The 18,415-nt window shown below is 45.9% G+C and carries 8 protein-coding genes; 2 read left to right on the top strand and 6 right to left on the bottom strand.

Annotated features, from left to right (window positions below):
• Window positions 1–92 precede the first annotated feature (92 nt).
• The gene (locus A3860_RS28620) at window positions 93–1,748 is read left to right on the top strand and encodes a sigma-54-dependent Fis family transcriptional regulator (RefSeq protein ID WP_245843652.1); all 1,656 of its coding nucleotides are present in this window, start codon (window positions 93–95) and stop codon (window positions 1,746–1,748) included.
• 2 nt (window positions 1,749–1,750) lie between these two features.
• Here A3860_RS28620 and A3860_RS28615 read toward each other — a convergent pair whose 3' ends face one another.
• The 4 genes from A3860_RS28615 to A3860_RS28600 all read right to left on the bottom strand — a co-directional run bounded on the left by A3860_RS28615 (window position 1,751) and on the right by A3860_RS28600 (window position 7,854).
• A complete protein-coding gene (locus tag A3860_RS28615; RefSeq protein WP_081153158.1) occupies window positions 1,751–3,118 on the bottom strand; it encodes a sigma-54-dependent transcriptional regulator in 1,368 nt (455 codons plus the stop codon).
• Window positions 3,119–3,128: 10 nt separating this feature from the next.
• The gene (locus A3860_RS28610; protein WP_081153155.1) at window positions 3,129–5,375 is read right to left on the bottom strand and encodes a tetratricopeptide repeat-containing sensor histidine kinase; all 2,247 of its coding nucleotides are present in this window, start codon (window positions 5,373–5,375) and stop codon (window positions 3,129–3,131) included.
• 53 nt (window positions 5,376–5,428) lie between these two features.
• A complete protein-coding gene (locus tag A3860_RS28605; RefSeq protein ID WP_081153152.1) occupies window positions 5,429–5,902 on the bottom strand; it encodes a Dps family protein in 474 nt (157 codons plus the stop codon).
• A 365-nt stretch (window positions 5,903–6,267) separates the two neighbouring features.
• A complete protein-coding gene (locus A3860_RS28600; protein ID WP_081153149.1) occupies window positions 6,268–7,854 on the bottom strand; it encodes an oleate hydratase in 1,587 nt (528 codons plus the stop codon).
• A gap of 255 nt (window positions 7,855–8,109) precedes the next feature.
• Between A3860_RS28600 and A3860_RS40680 the strand changes: the two genes are divergently transcribed.
• Window positions 8,110–8,376 carry a hypothetical protein gene (locus A3860_RS40680; protein WP_143774304.1) on the top strand — a complete coding sequence of 89 codons (267 nt, stop codon included), beginning with the start codon at window positions 8,110–8,112 and terminating at the stop codon, window positions 8,374–8,376.
• 73 nt (window positions 8,377–8,449) lie between these two features.
• Here A3860_RS40680 and A3860_RS28590 read toward each other — a convergent pair whose 3' ends face one another.
• Both A3860_RS28590 and A3860_RS28585 read right to left on the bottom strand, forming a co-directional pair.
• Window positions 8,450–8,713: a hypothetical protein gene (locus tag A3860_RS28590; protein WP_081153143.1), complete on the bottom strand. Its 264-nt coding sequence runs from the start codon at window positions 8,711–8,713 to the stop codon at window positions 8,450–8,452.
• Between the two features lie 21 nt (window positions 8,714–8,734).
• The gene (locus tag A3860_RS28585; protein ID WP_081153140.1) at window positions 8,735–18,406 is read right to left on the bottom strand and encodes a Tc toxin subunit A-related protein; all 9,672 of its coding nucleotides are present in this window, start codon (window positions 18,404–18,406) and stop codon (window positions 8,735–8,737) included.
• Window positions 18,407–18,415 lie beyond the last annotated feature (9 nt).

Here is an 18,415-nt window from a genome sequence, read left to right as displayed (position 1 = left end):
ACCTCCAAACCCTGTACCACTATATATAACAATAGAAATCAATTAATTATAAACAAATAACCAATCGAGGATATACGATATTCCGTAATTTTATGAAGGGTTTGTTATATTGCAGCTATAGTAATTTTGTAATGAAGAATAATTCTGCGTCGGATAAAACAAATGAATTTGAGATATTGCTCACCCTTTCAAATGCAATTGCAGGTGCCAGGCAACGTGCAGACCTATGGGAAATAGTAACAGAACAACTGCTTGAAAAATTCGGGGCCAGGTACTACACCATTTGCCTCATCAATGAAGATGCACTTACCCACACTCCATTTTTGTACAGTGCTGAAAAGAAAATACGATCGGTTACAGGAATTAACCCGGTGCTTCATGAGCAACATCCCATCAAAGACGGATTATTCGACCACGCCATTGCTACCGGGGAGCCTGTCATATTCGATATGCAAAGCCTTATAAAAAGGAAAGATATTCCGCCTTATATCATTCACTGGTATAATTCCAGCGTGAAGGAATTAATGATGATCAGGATCTGCAACGGAAAGGAACCCAAAGGTGTGTTGTACCTGTATTCTGTGCAAGTGAATTCCTTTTCGAAACACCAGTCGGGTCTACTGAAAGGAATTGCAAACCAACTGGGAACCGGCATATCAAATATCCTGGCCAATGAAAAAATAGAGCGGCAATTGAAAGAGATCAGCAAATATAAAACTAAACTCGAGCAGGAAAACAGTTATCTGAAGGAGGAATGGATAAAGGAAAGGCACCTGTTGGGCAACGTCATAGGAAATTCTGCCGCAATGAAGGAAGTGTATGATTTTGTATCTAAAGTGGCTGCTTCTGATACTACAGTACTGATCTCAGGAGAAACGGGAACAGGAAAAGAGATAATCGCACATCAGGTGCACAATTTATCTCCCAGGCGAAACAAACTCATGATCAAAGTGAATTGCGCTGCTATTCCGGCCAACCTCGTTGAAAGTGAATTATTCGGTCATGAGAAAGGAAGTTTTACCGGAGCTACTGAAAAAAGGAATGGCAAGTTTGAACTGGCTAATAACAGCACCCTGTTCCTCGATGAGGTAGGCGAGTTGCCACTGGAAGTGCAGGCCAAATTGCTTCGCGCCCTGCAGGAAAAAGAGATCGAAAGGATCGGTGGACAATCCGTGATAAAAGTAAATGTGCGCATCATTGCGGCTACCAATAAGAATCTCGAAGAAGAGGTTGCTGCAGGACGGTTCCGCAGTGACCTTTACTATCGCCTGAATGTATTTCCCATCTCATTACCACCGCTAAGAGAAAGAAAAGAAGATATACCTGAGCTCGTGTCCTTCTTTATTAATCAGTATTCTACCAATACAGGAAGAAAGATATCGGGCATTGCACCAAAAGTTTTGAAGAAACTGATGTCCTATTCCTGGCCAGGCAATATCCGGGAACTGGAACATTTGATCGAAAGAACCGTATTACTCAGTACTACTCCTGAAATCACCGATGTAAGTTTGCCTGGCAGGAACAGGTTCTTATCTGGCGTTGCCGGAACGGAAATGCAGGTGCTTTCACTGGAAGATGTAGAGCGGGAATATATCCTGAAAGTGATCAAACTTTCAAAAGGCAGGATCTCAGGCCCCAATGGCGCAGCGGCCAAACTACAGCTCCCTTCCACCACGCTGATCTCGAAAATGCAGAAACTTGGTATCAGGAAGGAACATTTTATCGCCAGAAATGATGGGAATGAATAAACTCAGTGATAATCGGATTTTATTCCCAGTTTTTTCATTTTTGAGAATAAGGTCTGTGCCGGAATTTTCAGGATCTCAGCGGCGCCCTTCTTACCGGCCACCCGTCCGTTGCAGGCTTTCAATACTTTCATGATATGCGCCCTTTCCACCTCTTCCATCGTTTCCAGTTTACCATCGGCAGGTGTTAAAGTGTTCCTGAATGCGGGAAGCTCTATGGAAACAATTTGTTCACCACTGGTTAGAATATACTGCCGTTCGATCAGGTGTTCCAGTTCCCTGATATTTCCCGGCCAGTCGTATTGCTGAAGCGTTTGTACGGCTGCCTCACTGATGCGAAGTACTTTTCTGTCGGAATTACCTGATAGTTTTTTCAGGAAATGGAGAGCCAGTGCTTCAATATCTTCTTTGCGGTCGCGCAGGGCTGGTAGTTCAATAGGAAAGACGTTCAACCTGTAATACAGGTCGAGCCTGAATCTTCCATTGGCCACTTCTTTCTCGAGGTTCCTGTTAGTGGCAACGATCACGCGCACATCTACGTTTATCAGATGATCGCTGCCCAGTTTTTCTATCTCCTTTTCCTGCAGGGCACGCAGCAGTTTGGCCTGCGCTTCAAGTGGCAGTTCCCCGATCTCATCAAGAAAAAGCGTACCTCCGTTTGCCTGCTCAAATTTTCCTATCCGCTTCTGAGCTGCACCGGTGAAGGCTCCACGCTCATGGCCGAATAGTTCTGATTCGAGCAATGAAACAGGAATTGCAGCACAGTTTACAATGATGAAAGGCTTGTTCTTTCTGAGTGAATTTTTGTGGATCGCACGGGCAAAGCGCTCTTTACCTGTACCGCTTTCACCAAGCAATAGTACAGATGTGTTCGTTGATGCTACCGCCTTTACCTGTTCCAGCGCTTTGCTGATAACGCTGCTGTTGCCAATAATATCCGGATCCAGTATTTTTTCTCCGGATTGCGCCGGTATTTCTTTTTTTATGATGCCGGTCTCTACGCCATACCTGTAACGGGCAATATCAAGCATTACAAAAAGGTCACGCTCCCTGAAAGGCTTCACCAGAAAACCATAAGGTTGCGTTGCTTTGGCCTCTTCCAATGTTTGCTCGTTGGTATTAGCCGAGATGTAAAGAAAAGGTCTTCTGCGATGCATCAGCTCTTTAGCGAGCTCGATTCCGCTGAGGGGTGTTTTGAGCGTAATATCAAGCAGTACCCAATCAGGCTGCTTCTGTTCTATCAGCATCCTGGCCTGTTCAACAGACGCAGCAATTCCACAAACTTCGTACCCGCCTTTGATCAGCATCATCCTCAGGTCGTTACCCACAATGAATTCATCCTCTACTATCAGTATTTTTTCCTTGCCCGTCATGGCATTTCATTTAGTTTACATTATTGAAGCATCTCGCAAAAAAGCGCAGGTGAATTGTAACCCCCTCTGGGCTGCTTTGCACATCGTATGAGGCATCCAGTTGTTCCGATAATCCTTTCATCAGGCTCATCCCAAGTGAGGCAGCGTCTTCGGGCACATTGTTGTTACCGAATCCAATGCCATTGTCAGAGATAGAAAGCAGGCAGTAACCGTCTTTATCTTTACTGAACATTATTTCAATGGTCCCTTTTCTTTTATCAGGGAATGCATATTTTATTGAATTGCTAACCGCTTCGTTCAGGATCAGCCCAAGGGGAATTGCCTGTACAACATCGAGCAGTATGGTTTCACTGCTGATCCTGAAAGTGATGCCGGGCCCGGTATCAAAACTTTCCTGTATGAACCCGGTCAATTCCCTGATATACCAGTTCATATCAATGGCGCCCAGGTTGTCTGTATGATACAGCCGCTGGTGGATCAATGACATAGCGTACATCCGGTGCTGGCTATTTTTGATGGCGGCAATGGCATCCGCATTATCGAGGTACTGTGATTGCGTATTCAGCAGGCTGATAATGACCTGAAGATTGTTCTTCACACGATGGTGGATCTCTTTTAGCAGCCATTCTTTTTCTCCCAACAGTTTTTTAAGCGTTTCATTCTGGGCATTGATCTCCTGTTGTTGTTTTTGGAGCCTGAATGTGGTCTTCTTCTTCAGTCTGTACCTGTTGTACACCAATGCCAGTATCAGCAGCAGCATGCAGCCTCCGGCGATCATCACATTACGGAATACCCTGCCTTTCTGTAAAGAAACCTCCTGCAATTTGCTTTTCTGCGTCAGCAATTCAATGCGCTCGTCCTTTCTTTCCGTTTCAAATTGCAAGCGAAGTATCCCCAGTTGTTTTTCCCGGTTGATGCTGGTAATGGAATCTGATAAATGTTTGTATCGTTGAAAATGACTGAGGGCCTGCTGTAAATTGCCCAACGCAGAATCTGTTCTGAAAGCATACAACTCTCCTTCGGTAATCCGGTTCAGTGAAAGAGGCACATGGTTTACAACACGTTCAAAGTCCTGCACATATTTCACTGTTTCCCTGAACCGGCCGGTTGACTGCAGATACAGGATTATCGCCAGCCGCACCATTTGATTGGCGTTGTCGTTTGAACTGCCCTTCACCAGAAAGTGTTTCAATTTCTCAAAATGTGGAAGCGCTTTATTCAATGCATTTAACGCAATATAATTTTTCAGATAGCTCGCATGCAATTGCATTACTTGATATTCTTCTGTGACCGGGCCCAGCTTTTCAACTAATCTTAATGCATCAAGACTTCGTTTGTATTCTCCTTTGTACCTCAATGCATCGGCCAGGTTTAGCAATTCGGTCCTCATCGTGGCTGTGTCATAATCATGTCGTGCATGAGCAAGTGCTTTACTGAAATAATCAACAGCCTGGTCGTAATATTTCACGCTATAATAGCTCAGCGCCACACGATTATAGATGGTAGCCATCAGCGGTCCCTGTTCACCCAGCTTTTCCCCTGTTTCCAATGCAAGCAGGTTGTAGCGGAGCGACTGCGCAAAGTTGTTATCACCCTGGTAGGTTTGCCCAAAAACGGAGTATATGCCATGCAATCTTTGATAACCCATTTTGTTGTAAAGGGAAAGGGCTTCCTGCAACACCTCCAGCGCCCGTCGGTATTCCTGGTGCAGTTGCAACATATCACCTATGAACTCCTTCAGCTTTGCAGCAGATAAAAAATCACCACTCTTAAGATAGTATTCAGCCCCCTGCTGATAAAGTTCAATTTTACGGGGCATATCTGCTGCGTCATTGGAGTAGGTGCCACCGAGTTCCAGGATCGCCTGGGCCTGCTCGTTTTTTGAACCATACACCGACAGTAATCTCAGCGCTTCTTCGCTGCTTCTTCTACCCTCCCCGGCACGCCCCGACTCACGAAAAGCCTTTGCCCGCAGCAGGTTGCTCAGCCCAATGCCTCTTTGATAATTTGTATGTCTGCTACGGGCCTGCATCTCATCTGCTATGCGAAAGGCCATATCCATGTCCTGTTGCCGTGATCCTGGTTTGTCCAGAAATGTTTCTCCCAGGTGCAGTAGCCTGTAAACAATAATGGTATCAGTGTTCCCATTACGGAGCAGGTCATTCGCTATATTGAGGTCAGTTTCCTGCTGCGCCAGCAAATAAACAGGCACAAACACACATACGATCAATATGGAATTAATCCTGAAATTTTTCATGAATTGAAATTAATTCACCTTTCGGTCTACTGGCAACTCTGTCACCCGCCAGCCTATTCGAGATGGGCTCTCAGCCTCCAGGCCATTTTCTCATGTGTTTCCATCAACCCTGTAATATAATCACTACTGCCGGCATCATGAAAAGCAGTTGCATATTTATCGATATTCTCCCGCAAATGGATAAGGATGCTTTCATGATCAATCAACAGTTCTTTAATATAGCCTGTTGCATCATTCTTTTCCCTGGAAATCTCTGTAAGATGTGTAATGGCCAGGTATTCTTTTAATGTAGCCGGCGGGAAATGCCCCAGTGCACGAATACGTTCTGCCACATCATCGATGATCCCTTCCAGTTGCTGATACTGGCTTTCAAAAAAGAGGTGTTTGCTATGAAAGTCGGGCCCGGTTACACACCAGTGCGCTTTACGTGTTTTGGTGTACAGTACAAATTCATCTGCAAGGATCCTGCCCAGCGAATGAGATACAGCAGTGAGGTATTCCTGCCTGATTCCGATATTGATTTGCATCGATTCAAATTTTAAAAAAGATCATATAATAATTGAACGTCTACTGAATAATGACCAGGAGTAAGTCAAGCAAGATGCCATCCCGTAAATGATTGATCTACAAATTATTAATAAAGAATACCAATAAATAAGATTTACGACATATCGTATTTTTATGAAAGGAGTTCTTTAAAACTTTAACTGTGGGGAGAGGGTGTAATATTGTCGCTAATAAAAAAAGGCAGCCTCAAAATTATTTTTGAAGTTACCTATGAATCATTGTATCGGTCGCATACCCTCGCATAAATTTGTTAAACACCTGGCCAAACTTATACCGGGGACGATCTGGTTCTTCTGATAGCTGGATACCTGGAAGGCTTAAACTACTAAAAGGCAGCTTCCAGCGCCTGGATGCCGACAACCGGGTCAAGCAGGCCATGATAGATCGGGGGTATATTCTTATCGACCTGCAATAGTCGATATACCGCGTGCATGGCAGTATGCACCGGATATTCCACGGTAAATACCACATCCTCGGGTAATTCGGTATACTGCCCGAGGAAGGCGAAATTCTGCGCCCCTTCCGGCACAACGGCTGGGCGGTCGCCCGTAGCTCTGCAAGCAAACATGGAGGAGGCATAAGGCATCATAACAGTTGTAACATCCGTAGTATCCAGAACTTCTGTGAGGATATCTTCGAATCCAAGTTGGTGGATCAGTTCGGTCAGGATCTCTTTACCGTTAGACGCTGCCATTGACTTCCTGACATAATCGCCGGGTTTATCTACAAAGAGTCCGTAACCCCAGAGGGTGTAGGTATTTTTCGGCATCCCGGCAAAATGAGGTTGATAAGGGACTACGATAGACATAAGCCACCCTGAGTCGACGAAGGTCATCAATGCACCGGTACCTGGTTCGTTATTAGAGAATTCGATCAACCTCTTCAGTAGCTTGTCACCGTGCATCGTCAGCGTAAAAGATTTCCATTTATGATCGTCGATGTTGCCAAAGAAGGAGGCCGGCCGGCCGAAATTACTGTCCTTTTGAGCGATGCGTTCCCACAGCGCCCATGCCCCGTCCTTTCGATCGCGGATCAGTTCGGGTATATCGTAGTTGCCTCCGTAAGTTGCGTCGGCTGTCAATGACCCCAGGGTCACCATAAGATAATCTTCCGGACCAAGAGGGATGACGTCATCGCCGGCGGCAGTGGTGAGGTGAATGGCGGTGGCCCGTTGCACTGGGTGGCCGGCCTCGAAATCAATATCAGTCACAGTATGACCGAAGCGAACGTCCACCTTATTGTCCAGGAGCCAACGTTGGATAGGATAAACGATGGAGTCATATTGGTTGTACCGGGTCCGTCGAACGCCTGATAATGTGTGTATCTTTGGGAATTCCTGGATAAAGCGAAAGAAATACCTTCTCAGTTCGGCAGCACTATGCCAGTTCTGAAACGCGAAGGTTGTGCGCCACATCTGCCAGAAGTTGGTCTGGAAGAAATGTTCGGAAAACAACTCGTCGATGCGACGGGAACCCAGGTGGTGTTCGGGAGTGGCGAACAGCCGGGTGAGTTCCAGCCTGTCCCTGTAATTGAACCCATATTCAGCTGCATCGATGATCTTGTGGTGCCGGTCGATCAGGCGTGCATGTGATTCCGTTTTTACGCGGCAGTTGAAATCAAGTATCTCCTGGCGGACGCTGATCTCAGGATTTTCCAGCGAAGGGATAGTCTCGAGCAGGTTCCAGAGCGTCTGATAAGCTTCTTCTTCAAGCATCCTGCCCCCCCGGGTCACGTAGCCCCGCTGTACCGGGGAGAGGCCTCCGTCGAGTGCACCGCCGGGAATGATCAGGGATTCGAGGATATGTATGTTTTCTCCCGGAACCTTTGCGTCGCGGATGAGGAAGACGGCGGCGGCCATCGAGGCAATTCCTCCACCCGCCAGCCATACATGGGTGTTATTGTTATCTTTCATGCAGCAAATCTATTTGAGGGCGATAGGTTGCCTCCTGATCTCTGTCAAGGGGGATTGTGATATCGATCATGGGATCATGGATACAGCGAGGACTCACCTAATGCGGAGTTCTGGCTTACAGTCTTTCTTACAGGCACAAAAAAACATCGCCAGTTGCCAGATGGTTAATTAAATGCTTTTTTTGATAAATGGAACAGACAAATGCTATGACCGGCAGATCACGTAGGTTATTACACGAACTTGTTTTTGAAAAGAATGGCACGTAAAAAGAACAAGCAATTTTTTCATTTGGAAGGGCGGTCAATTAAATTCAAAGCACTTTCAATTCAATTAGCAGACCGTTTAATTCAATTAGCGGGCTGTGTAATTCAATTAGCAGGACGTTCAATTCAATTAGCAGGACGATCAATTCAATTAGCGGGCTGTGTAATTCAATTAGCAGGACGTTCAATTCAATTAGCAGGACGATCAATTCAAAAAGCAGACTTCTATGCAAGGTGTTTACCAGGATATAAGAAATGATGGCATCGTAATATGAGCACTGTTTATTCTGAATCACTAAAGATAATGGAGAAGGCCGAAGAGGCCATAGAAACTACTGAGTACAGTCCCACCCGTTAAGGTGATCCCACGTTTGCATGATATTCGAAGGCCCAAGCTGAACAGCGCCAAAAGGCACATTGGCTCCCAGGAACACGTGTCCATGCCCTTCGGTACCGATATATGGATTCACATACTGAACAAAATTATTATCATCATTTACCGTTTTTTGAACCGGTTGGCAGGCAATAAACGATACAACTATAAGTGTTGCGAGAAATAAAAAGCATTTGTTCACCTTATACTGATTTGCAGGCAAAGGTGCTTTATTTTTATAGTTTTACGATTCAGCAACTACATGATATTTTACAAAAAGATACACATCCTTTACCTTACGATCATCCAATGCAGAAGGATCGCCGGGCATAGGATCGGTTAACGACAGCATACCGCTACTGGTAATTTGCAGGGTAATGGGCAACGGCTGGCTGGCTGGCATAAAGGCTGCAAATGGCTGCGAGCTTCCGGTGACTGGCCATATGGTTGTCGTATACAGGTTCATTCCGGCTGCTTTTGTTAAGGAAGTGATGGCTGTTGTTCCGGTTCCATTGCCGCGGAAGTTGATGCCTGCGTTTAATATACCTGGCACTTCCACATTACCTGCTGCTGTGCGGAATCCGTTCTCATTGATCTCGATGTTTAGCGTTGCTTCCAGTATTTCCAGTTTTTTTCCCTGTAAGAACAAGGGGAAATGTTTTTCGGAAAACTCCATGCGGATGATCTCATTTAACGGACTATGCAATAACCGGTGGAAGGTTTGTGAAAATTCCTGGCGCAAACTAAATACCCGCGGCAACGAAAAATCTGAACTGGTGATCAGCGTGTCGAGGTATTGGTTGTGATCCTCTACCCTTTGCCTGAACGCACCATCATATTCAGCCGTATAGCTGATGTGCACGATCACATCATTGATGGTTGCATAATCAAAAGGCCTCAGGTTCTTTGGCAATTTCAATTCCCAGGTGCTTTCAACCGCACCGGCACCTTCGAATGGCATATAGCGCTCATCGCGAAAATCGAGCTTAAACACACCGCTGTCGTTTTGCGCCGTACTGGTAGCGATGCTGGTTGAACGCGAGGGCGGCACCAGCGTAAGCTCACCACCGGCGCTGTTGAGTACAGGTTTTTTACGAATGTAACTGCTTTTTAAAGTAAGCAGGGCGCTTACATTGCTATACGGACCAGTTACACAGGGAATAGTTAAACGGGCCGATTTCATTCTTCTTTTGTATTGCCCGGGATAAAAAAGATCGAAATAAAATTCAGGTATGGTAAATTCACATTCGCCGGTTAGTTTGAGCGACAGCAGCGCCTGCGGATCAATTTGTGTTAAGGAGAAAGCCTGGTCCAGTTCCATGCTGCGGGTATTTGTTTCCATATAACGCAATTCCATTTCGCGCAGCGCATTCATTAATCTTTCCCCCGCCATCAACCCGGTCCTTGAAGCATCCCAGTAATTGCCATCGAGCAGCACCGATGTTTCATCGTTGCGTTCAAAACGGTACGCTCTTTCTGTCATCCGTGCTACCGTGATGGTGTTTTGATACGCTTCGCGATACAAACGCTGCAATTGTGTTGTCATCCAGGTATACAAACCCAGGTTGGTAAATTTATCGCGGTAAAATTCATACACCTCCTGTTGCTGGTCGATGCTCTTTTCATGCAATTCCAATGATCTTTGCGAAATTTCTATTCTGATAGTTGCCCCTTCAATTTGTTTTTCCAGCTCATTGAGCTCATTCCGGCTCTGCTGCAAACTGAATCTCCATCCCTCCTCTCTTCTGTCGTAACCAGCGTATTTGCCAACGGTACCTGATGCCAGCTGACTTAACTCGCCGATGGCATTCAATGTGGTCATAGTGATCTGAAATCCATTTTTTATACCGGAAGTAGGGTTACTAAACGCCATACCCATAATGCTGGGCGGTATAGCCATTGCTACACTTGCCCAGCCAAAAGGAACAGCCGCCAGTTTCAATCCATACCCTGCATACAAAAGAGAGTCTGCCGTCACTTCCAGATCGGTGAACCGCTGATCGAGCAAATGCTGATAGTAATCGATCCTGTTCTGCACAGTTGTTTTTCTCCTGTTCAAACTTTCCAAACCTGCTTCTGCTGCCGTGATCTCCAGTTGTCTTAAACGGGTGGTCATTTTTAACACTTCATCCTGCTGCGCCAATCGCAGCAAGGCCATCTCTTCAGCATTTTTCTTTTCCAATGTACCGAGCAATACAGCGCCAAAACTTTGCAGGGCGCCTGCATATTCCTTTGCTTTGGCCAGCAAAAAGGCGAAACGGTATGGAGGCAGATCGCCCTGTACTGCATCGAGTATTTCATCGATAGATAAACCCGAGGCTTTGGCCCTTACCAGCAAGCGGGGATCGATCTCCGGCGCAAAAAGCGCCAATTGTCGTTTTTCGCCGCTTATGTTCATACAATTCCTGATCTTATACAACCGGTCTTCTACCCTGTCCCAATAACCGAGCAGATCAGGATTGTTGGGGATGCAAAATATACAGGCCTGTTTTAAAAAGCTGGTATGAAAAGAAAGCATGTCCAGGACATTACCCACCTGGTTCTTCCAGGTAATGCCGGTAATATCCTGCGGTATTAAGAAACCATTACCTGTTATGCTCTCCTGCACATCAATTACCGGGTTAGCCGTTCCGGCTATTACCGGCAAAACAGGCGTTCCATAAAATCCTGTACCAACCACTTCGTGATAAGCGCCTAAAACAGTGTAACCTGAAATGTATTCTGCGCTGTCTGTAGTACCAGCTGCTCTCGCCCGGTCGCGGTTAATAGTATCCTCCACACTGTTTAAAAAGTTACGGCATGCAGCCCCTTCGAGCACTGCGTTTACCTGGTTGAATGTTTTGTTGTCTGCTTCTGTATTGCATTCACCCAATTCAGCCGGACGCTTACCCAATATTTCTGAAGCCATCACATACAACAGGGTTGCTTCATTGATGCTCTCCATGGTATCCTGTGCAAACAGGTAATCGCCCCAATCGAGCAAATTATCAATGTACTTCATGATGATGCATTTCTTATAAGCGCCCAACCGCAACCGCGCAATGGCATGCGGGTTGAAAGGATCATTTTCATAAGCCTGTATGGCCTGCTCATCATTCAGGTTATCGTACCAGGTTTCAAAACTCATATTCCTGAACTCAATGTATTGCCATACGCGGTCGGATGGGTTAGCAGGCGCAGTACCCGACAGATCAACAGCAGTGGGATTAAATATAAAATGATACCAGCGTTGCGCATCGGCATATTTTCCCTGGCTGTTCAAATGATTGGCGATCAAAAAAGGAATTTGAAAGAAGATCTCCCTGTAGTATACACCCATTGGGCCTTTATAATCTATAGTGCCCAAATCAATGGCGTGCTGGGCATCGTTAAACAACGGGTCGTTGCTGAAAGTAAAACCCAGGTCTTTTTCCTTGAAGCTGCTTTGCACCGCCGGGTTCATCAGGTAATCCAGGCCGCCCATCAGCAGTGATCTGTTCACGTTATTGGCCTGTGATGTTCCTAAGCGTTTCAGAATATAAGGTGTGTCGGAAGCAGGTTTGTACAAATGAAAGAACTCATTATCGAATGATACAAATCCATCCGACAGTGTTCCGTTCACTGCCTGTACCTGCAGCGACGCGGTACTGGTCAATATATTGGCATGACCGCTTACTACATACCCGGGAGGCCGAAGGCTTATTGCTTCTGCTTCGGCATAAGAAAAATAGTTTTCCAATAATGCTATGGCACTTGAGTTTATTTCATACGAGCCACCAGAACGAAGCTGAAACAGGCGTTCTTCTGTTTCCAATTGCAGGATCACACTTCCCAACAATCTGTCTGATGTATATGCATACAGGTCCAATGTTCTTACCGCATTACTCCAATCCCAGGGCAGCGACATTCTTCGCAGTGCAATCGACACGTACAACTCATCATTCACTACCGAAGGATATGCCCGTACCCAGGGATACATGTTTAAGGTATAGTTATCATCTTCGCTGGTGAATGGAGTTGAGCTGGTAACGGGACTATCTGCATTATCATTAATCGATGCGGGGGCGCCAATTTGAAATTCCTGTACGCTGCTCCATCTTCCATCCAACAGCCGGCTGATCATTTTCAAACGCCGGTGATGCCTGTACCCTGTAAATTCATTGGATCCGTTTACCATTCCGGTTACTGGTTTGGTTTGTATCTCTACCCAAAAAACCATCAGCTTTCCTTTATATACTATGGGCGATACAACAGCCACCGGGATATTCACGTTTAGTTTTTCCCATGAACCATATTGAACGTTGAATTTTTTACCGCCTTTCTCAGTTTTATACAGGTTCTTAATGGTACGGTAATAATACTCGCCGGGCGATGCAGGGGAAACGCCAAAAATATGCAGGGTATCTTCTGCACTATCAATAGCAGTACTGCTCAAATCGCCCAGGTCGTGGTACATCCCTGCCATTTTTAAAGAAGCCACCGCCTCGAACCCTTTCATGTATTTCGCATAGGCATCCAGTACATTTTGCGCGGTGATCTCCTGCTGCAATACGGTGCTCTCCAGTTCTTCAAACAGCTCCGTTTTGTCGTCGCGCAGATCGGGCTCGATATAATTTTCGGGATATAAAAATACTTTCCGGTTGGCTTCCCATACGCGGTAGTTCTTGCGCCACTCCCATTGCGCCGCAGGAATATCGGCTGGCAGCACATGCATACGGCCATCTTCACTTTGCTCGAGGTTCATCAAACAACGCTGTATATACAGCTGCAAACTGGATATACCGGCCACTACCCGCGATGTACGGGCACATCCCATCAACCCGGTATCTATCAAAAAGTAATTGTACAGATCGTTGGAGGATCTGAACCAGTGTCCTGCTTCTGTATCGCTGTATCTGTATGTATGGATCAAATAATCGGTGAGCGCATCGCGTTTGCGTTCACGAATATTGTCTTCAAACACACCGATCTTTTCTTCCCATTCTTCCTCGGTGCCATACTTTGTTCTAATGGCTGTTACAATGGCTTTCACGGCTGTTGCCAGCTGATCAAAATTGCGGGAAATGAACAAGGGCAATATTTCGCCGCCAATACCCAGCAACTGCACCAACCCGGTAATCACTCCAAATTTTTTGAAGGCTTTTAAACCTTCATTGGAAGCAGCCCCCGAAGCATCCTGTGCCGGAAATGCAATTACATGATTGAGCACAGATACCAAACTAACATCCGCATTTAACAACCCGGCCAGGTTTTCCAGTACGGTATCTGAAAAACAAAGCGGCGTAGTACCAAAACCAAAGCCGGCCAATACGGTATGATAATCATCTTTTTTACCGGCCACCGGTTTGCCCAATGCGCGATACAATTCAGTTTGTTGTATGAGCTGCAGCGAAGGAGTGCGGTAATCAGCCGGACTATTACCTTTAAATAATTGTGCAGACGTTCCTGTATGTTTTTGTATAAACCCAAGCGAACCGGCATCGAAGTAGGCATCTTTATACCAAACAGTCATCCGCTGCAACACTTCTATCATTTGTTCCCAGGCCATTAACGGCTCTGTCGCCTGCGCTATACGCGCCCATAACGAAGTAAGCGCCGCATCATTCACATCATAACCGGCCAAACGCGCCAGCGGCATCAGTTTATCTGCAGTTATCATTAACTGAGCACTCAACAGTCCTGGCAATACGGTGCTGATGTGCCGCGCCAGTAACAACGCCCTGGCCTCTTCAACTGGCAATGGTATATCGGCAGGTATGTATATGGGTGAAGCAACATTAAAATCAGTTTGCAACCAGTATTGCGTTTCGCTTGTAACTGTTGCAAAAATGGCCGGGTTGGCAGCGATTATTGAACGGGACGCATCCAAACCAAGACCGGCAACGCCTGCGAATAACCTGTCGGAAATTTCAGGCGCGCCAGGTAATAAATAACTTGAAATGCGATCGGTCATATACCGGTATAATACCTGCTTGTCACCGGCACTCAGCACATCCCATACAACAGCAGGTATGTTCAGGTGTACCACAGCCGGGTTTGCCCGCACGCCTGCTGTTAAGGTATATTCAGTAGTTGATCCTGCCCGCAATTCAAAAATTGATGCATTGGCAGTTAGAATTTGTTGTGCAGTGCTGTCATTAACTCCCTGCACCCCCGTTAACGCACTGATCGTAATAGCAGGCGCCGGTAATATCAAATGTTCGCTTACCAGTTTTAACAACACGCCAGCCAGCTGCAATTGCTGGTCTTCCGAAAAGTGAGATGCAACACCGGCAGGAAGCAAATTAAATACGCCCAATGCGGCAGCCGGGATCCTGTACTTTCGCACATCGGCCGGTACTAGGATAGATGCATTGGCTGCTATTACTGCCTTTGACTGGCTTTCTGAAATGCCTTTTATATAAGAGAACAGGGTGTCTTTAAACAACAGACCTTCTTTTTCCTGTATCCGGCTCCAGGTGTCATAAGCCATTGTAGCAGGGTCGTCGAAAAAGGTGCTATCATTAAAAGGCAACCGCAATACAAAAGCGAGCTCTGCCGAAATAAATGGTGTTTGTTTAAACCAATCCATGAAGGCTGTGAAAGCCGTTACATCGGGATGACCAGTTAGGTAACCGTTCGTAATGGAAGGTTCGATATGTATAAAAAAGAAAAACTCGGGAACGGTTAGTTTGAATTTCTTTAACAACAATGCATGGCGGTATAATAGCGACAGGTTTTGCCAGTTGAGCAGGATGGTTCCCGGTAAATCAGTGCTGCCGGAAGGGCGCAGCACGCTTTGCAGTTGTTGAATTAACAGGTATAATTCTTCACTGGTAATGCCTAAGCCAGCCAGTAACCGATGTAATGTGCTGGTGGTACCGCTATCGGGCACCGCCGTGCTTTCCCAATAAGCAGGATGACGAAACACCACGCTCCAGGTGGCCATATTGGGAATGCCCCATTTATCTGCCGGTACATGCACAAAACTGCGCAGGTTAAATCTCTGGTCGAAAAACGAAGGTGATCCGTCAACCGGCAATTTATTTACCAGCACACAAATTTCGTTGATGGTTAACTGTAGCTTCTTTTGCAGGTCAACCAGTTTTAACAGTTGACCGGGCAAAAGATCGTCCCTGCCCGCCGGTGGTATATGATTGGCTTCCTGCAGGTGAAATACCACTTTGTCAAGGTCGGTGATCGACCACTCCAGCTGACGCCATAAACGTATAAACCGGTGTATCCGGTCGAGCGTTTGCGCGGTAGCGCCCACTACGTTTTCTGCTTTATATTGAATATCGGCTGCAGGTTGAGGTACGATGCGTACGCCACCTGTAACCGACGACTGTACATAAGTAGTTGCAAGCAGATCGGTAAACTGGTCGCGGGTGATATTGAGCTTTACCAGCATATGCTGCACATCTACAGGCGAAACTGTTCCATCACCGGCGATGGTGATGTCGTACAACTTTGATAAAAACGGGATATCACCCGAACGTTGTTGGGTGATCAATTCATATTGTTTCGAACTCAGGTTTAAACCTGCCTCCATTAATATATGATCGGTATCCGCCACATCCGCCAGCAACATATTGGCGATCGAAGCACGGGTTAAAGCAAAATATTTAAGATAGATGTTGAGTTCGGTAAGCGGTAAATGAAAAGGCTGGTTAAAACTGGCAATACGGAAAGGCGTTTCGCTTTCGAGACTTAGCTTTTGATACACAAATTGCTCTATGATCCCTCTGTCGGGAGGAAGGCTTCCTGTACCCGCGCCAGTGGTGTAAATAAAATTTTCCAGCACTTCATTTATTATTACCAGGTAAGGCACCAGGTTTTCGGTGTTCTCACAATTCAGCACCAATGTATCCCATAGATCGGGACGCCGTTTTTTAGGATTCATGATATGCGCCTGGTTTGTACCGGTAAAACGAACATCCAGCACATGCTCTTTTACAAAACCCATCAGGTCAACAAAATAAGCTACCGGACTTATAATGGAGGCACAGTGACTGCATTTGCAGTAATCGGTTTCTCCAAAATATTCCTCGTACCCTTCGAGCCGGCGCAGGTAATCGTTGACGCTGCTGTCGTCGTTGTTAACCGGACTACCGCTCAATGGGTTGTAGATCCAGTCAATGATGTTAACGATCGACGATCCCAACCGCCCGGCTGTTTGACGGGCGGTTTCATAATAACGTTGGGCAATAGATGCATCCAGCTGCGTTTTTTCACTGAACACCGCAAAGCTGTCATTAACAATGGTATTGGCGCTGCTATAGTTTTTCTTTAAGGTAAAAGTATCCGTAGCATCACGGGTTACCCGGTACAATCGCTGGTTAGTTTTGAGGTTGCCGGTAACCGTTTTCTTTTCGGTATCAGAAAAACCCTCCAGGTTAATTTTTTTCCAGTCGGCACTGTTATCGTTGTAATCCAGGAAAAGAAAATTCAGTGTACTGTTGTTTTTGTAAAACCGGTCCATTAGCGGCTGTACTGCCGGCTGCTCCAGCTCATTGCTCCGGTGTTTAAAAGATTCATGCGGGTACAATACCGCTATTTGTTTTTGTTTGAGCAATGCTTTTTTTGTCAATACCTCTTTATCCGTATTGGGCTGGGCGGTTAAGATTATTTCTTTCCATTTATCCAGGCTCAAAGCAGCTAGCCCTTTCAACGAATCAGCCGATTTTTGTATGCCCTGGTATAAGGTAAGATCACTTTCTGCCAGCGCATACATATTCGCACTCAGGTTAAGCGTTTTGCCTTCGTCTGCTTTTAATACATTATCAGCAACCAGGCCCTGGATTGTTTGCGGACTGATGCTTTTAATGGTAATGTTGCGCCGGATCAGTTCCTGTGCTATGGTGTCGCTTAATTTACTTTCTTCCGCTACTTTATATACATCGCTATGTTGTATAACGTCGTTGAACAGGCCATTTGATCTTAAGGGTGTGGCCGGCATGATGAGGGCATCCAGTGTTTCGGGGCCATTCCACGCATACAGTGCATCGCTGGCTTCTTTTTTGGCTGCCGGGGGCAAGGCGCTTTTATCGATCAGCGTTTCAAGGTATTCGCGCACCGGTAGTAAAGTATCTGTAAGTGCACCCAGATCGAGCGACCGGGCTAAACTTTGAAGATCGTAAGAGGAAGCGGCAAAAAAATCCGCCGCCGTTTTTTGTATTTGCTGCCGGGCTTTCATAACAATGGCGCCATACAGGTCGGGTTGTTCTTTTTTCAACGCTTCGGGTGTAGCATCCATTTTCACCGACAAATTCAGCACATCTTTTTTGGGCAACAGGGCGGCAGGCGGCGGGTTCGTTGCTGTTTGATCAATTTCAATGACAATGCCTTTTTTTCTTTTTACATCATTCAATGGACTGCTTTCTGTACTATAGATCATTTCATTGCCAGCGTACAGCCGGAAAAATACATCGGGCAGGTCTTCTTTTCCCGTATCACTAAAACGCGAAGCATCATATTGAATATAGAAGGATCCTTCTTCATTTGTAACAGCCACGCCCAACTGATCGCACACATCCACATCTTTATCCCATGCCTCTACTTTGATACCGGTTACAGGAACACCGGTTTGTTTTTGTTTCACCACACCTTCTACTGAATAAATAACATCTGTCGTTGGCGGCGGTGTATTTGCAGTTACATTTACAGTGATCACCAGGCCCGATTTGCTGCCCATGTCTTTTTCAGGCGTTCCCTCTGTGCTGTAAATAACCAGGTCGCCCTGGTACACCAGGAAGAACACATCCGGTAAATTGTTTTCATCTTCTGTAAAAAAACGGCTGTCGTCATATGTAATGGTAAACTGGCCGTTCGCATCGGTATACGCCATACCGAGGAACTGGCTTATTTCCTTGTCTTTATCCCAGGCAGCAATCTTATAAGCCGGCAGCGGTTGTTTATTGGTGTTAACCAACTGTCCGGCTATAGTGAAGGTTTTCATTATGTAACT

The organism is Niastella vici (genome assembly GCF_002077945.1).
Classification (GTDB): Bacteria; Bacteroidota; Bacteroidia; order Chitinophagales; family Chitinophagaceae; genus Niastella; species Niastella vici.
Note: the sequence above shows the minus strand (reverse complement) of the source record. Positions and strands in the feature narration are given on the sequence as shown.

What these genes read in the sequence shown, in the direction of transcription:
- A3860_RS28605 (WP_081153152.1), bottom strand. Translation starts at nt 5,902, where the DNA reads ATGCAAATCAATATCGGAATCAGGCAGGAATACCTCACTGCTGTATCT.
- A3860_RS40680 (WP_143774304.1), top strand. Translation starts at nt 8,110, where the DNA reads ATGGCACGTAAAAAGAACAAGCAATTTTTTCATTTGGAAGGGCGGTCA.
- A3860_RS28620 (WP_245843652.1), top strand. Translation starts at nt 93, where the DNA reads ATGAAGGGTTTGTTATATTGCAGCTATAGTAATTTTGTAATGAAGAAT.
- A3860_RS28615 (WP_081153158.1), bottom strand. Translation starts at nt 3,118, where the DNA reads ATGACGGGCAAGGAAAAAATACTGATAGTAGAGGATGAATTCATTGTG.
- A3860_RS28585 (WP_081153140.1), bottom strand. Translation starts at nt 18,406, where the DNA reads ATGAAAACCTTCACTATAGCCGGACAGTTGGTTAACACCAATAAACAA.
- A3860_RS28600 (WP_081153149.1), bottom strand. Translation starts at nt 7,854, where the DNA reads ATGAAAGATAACAATAACACCCATGTATGGCTGGCGGGTGGAGGAATT.
- A3860_RS28610 (WP_081153155.1), bottom strand. Translation starts at nt 5,375, where the DNA reads ATGAAAAATTTCAGGATTAATTCCATATTGATCGTATGTGTGTTTGTG.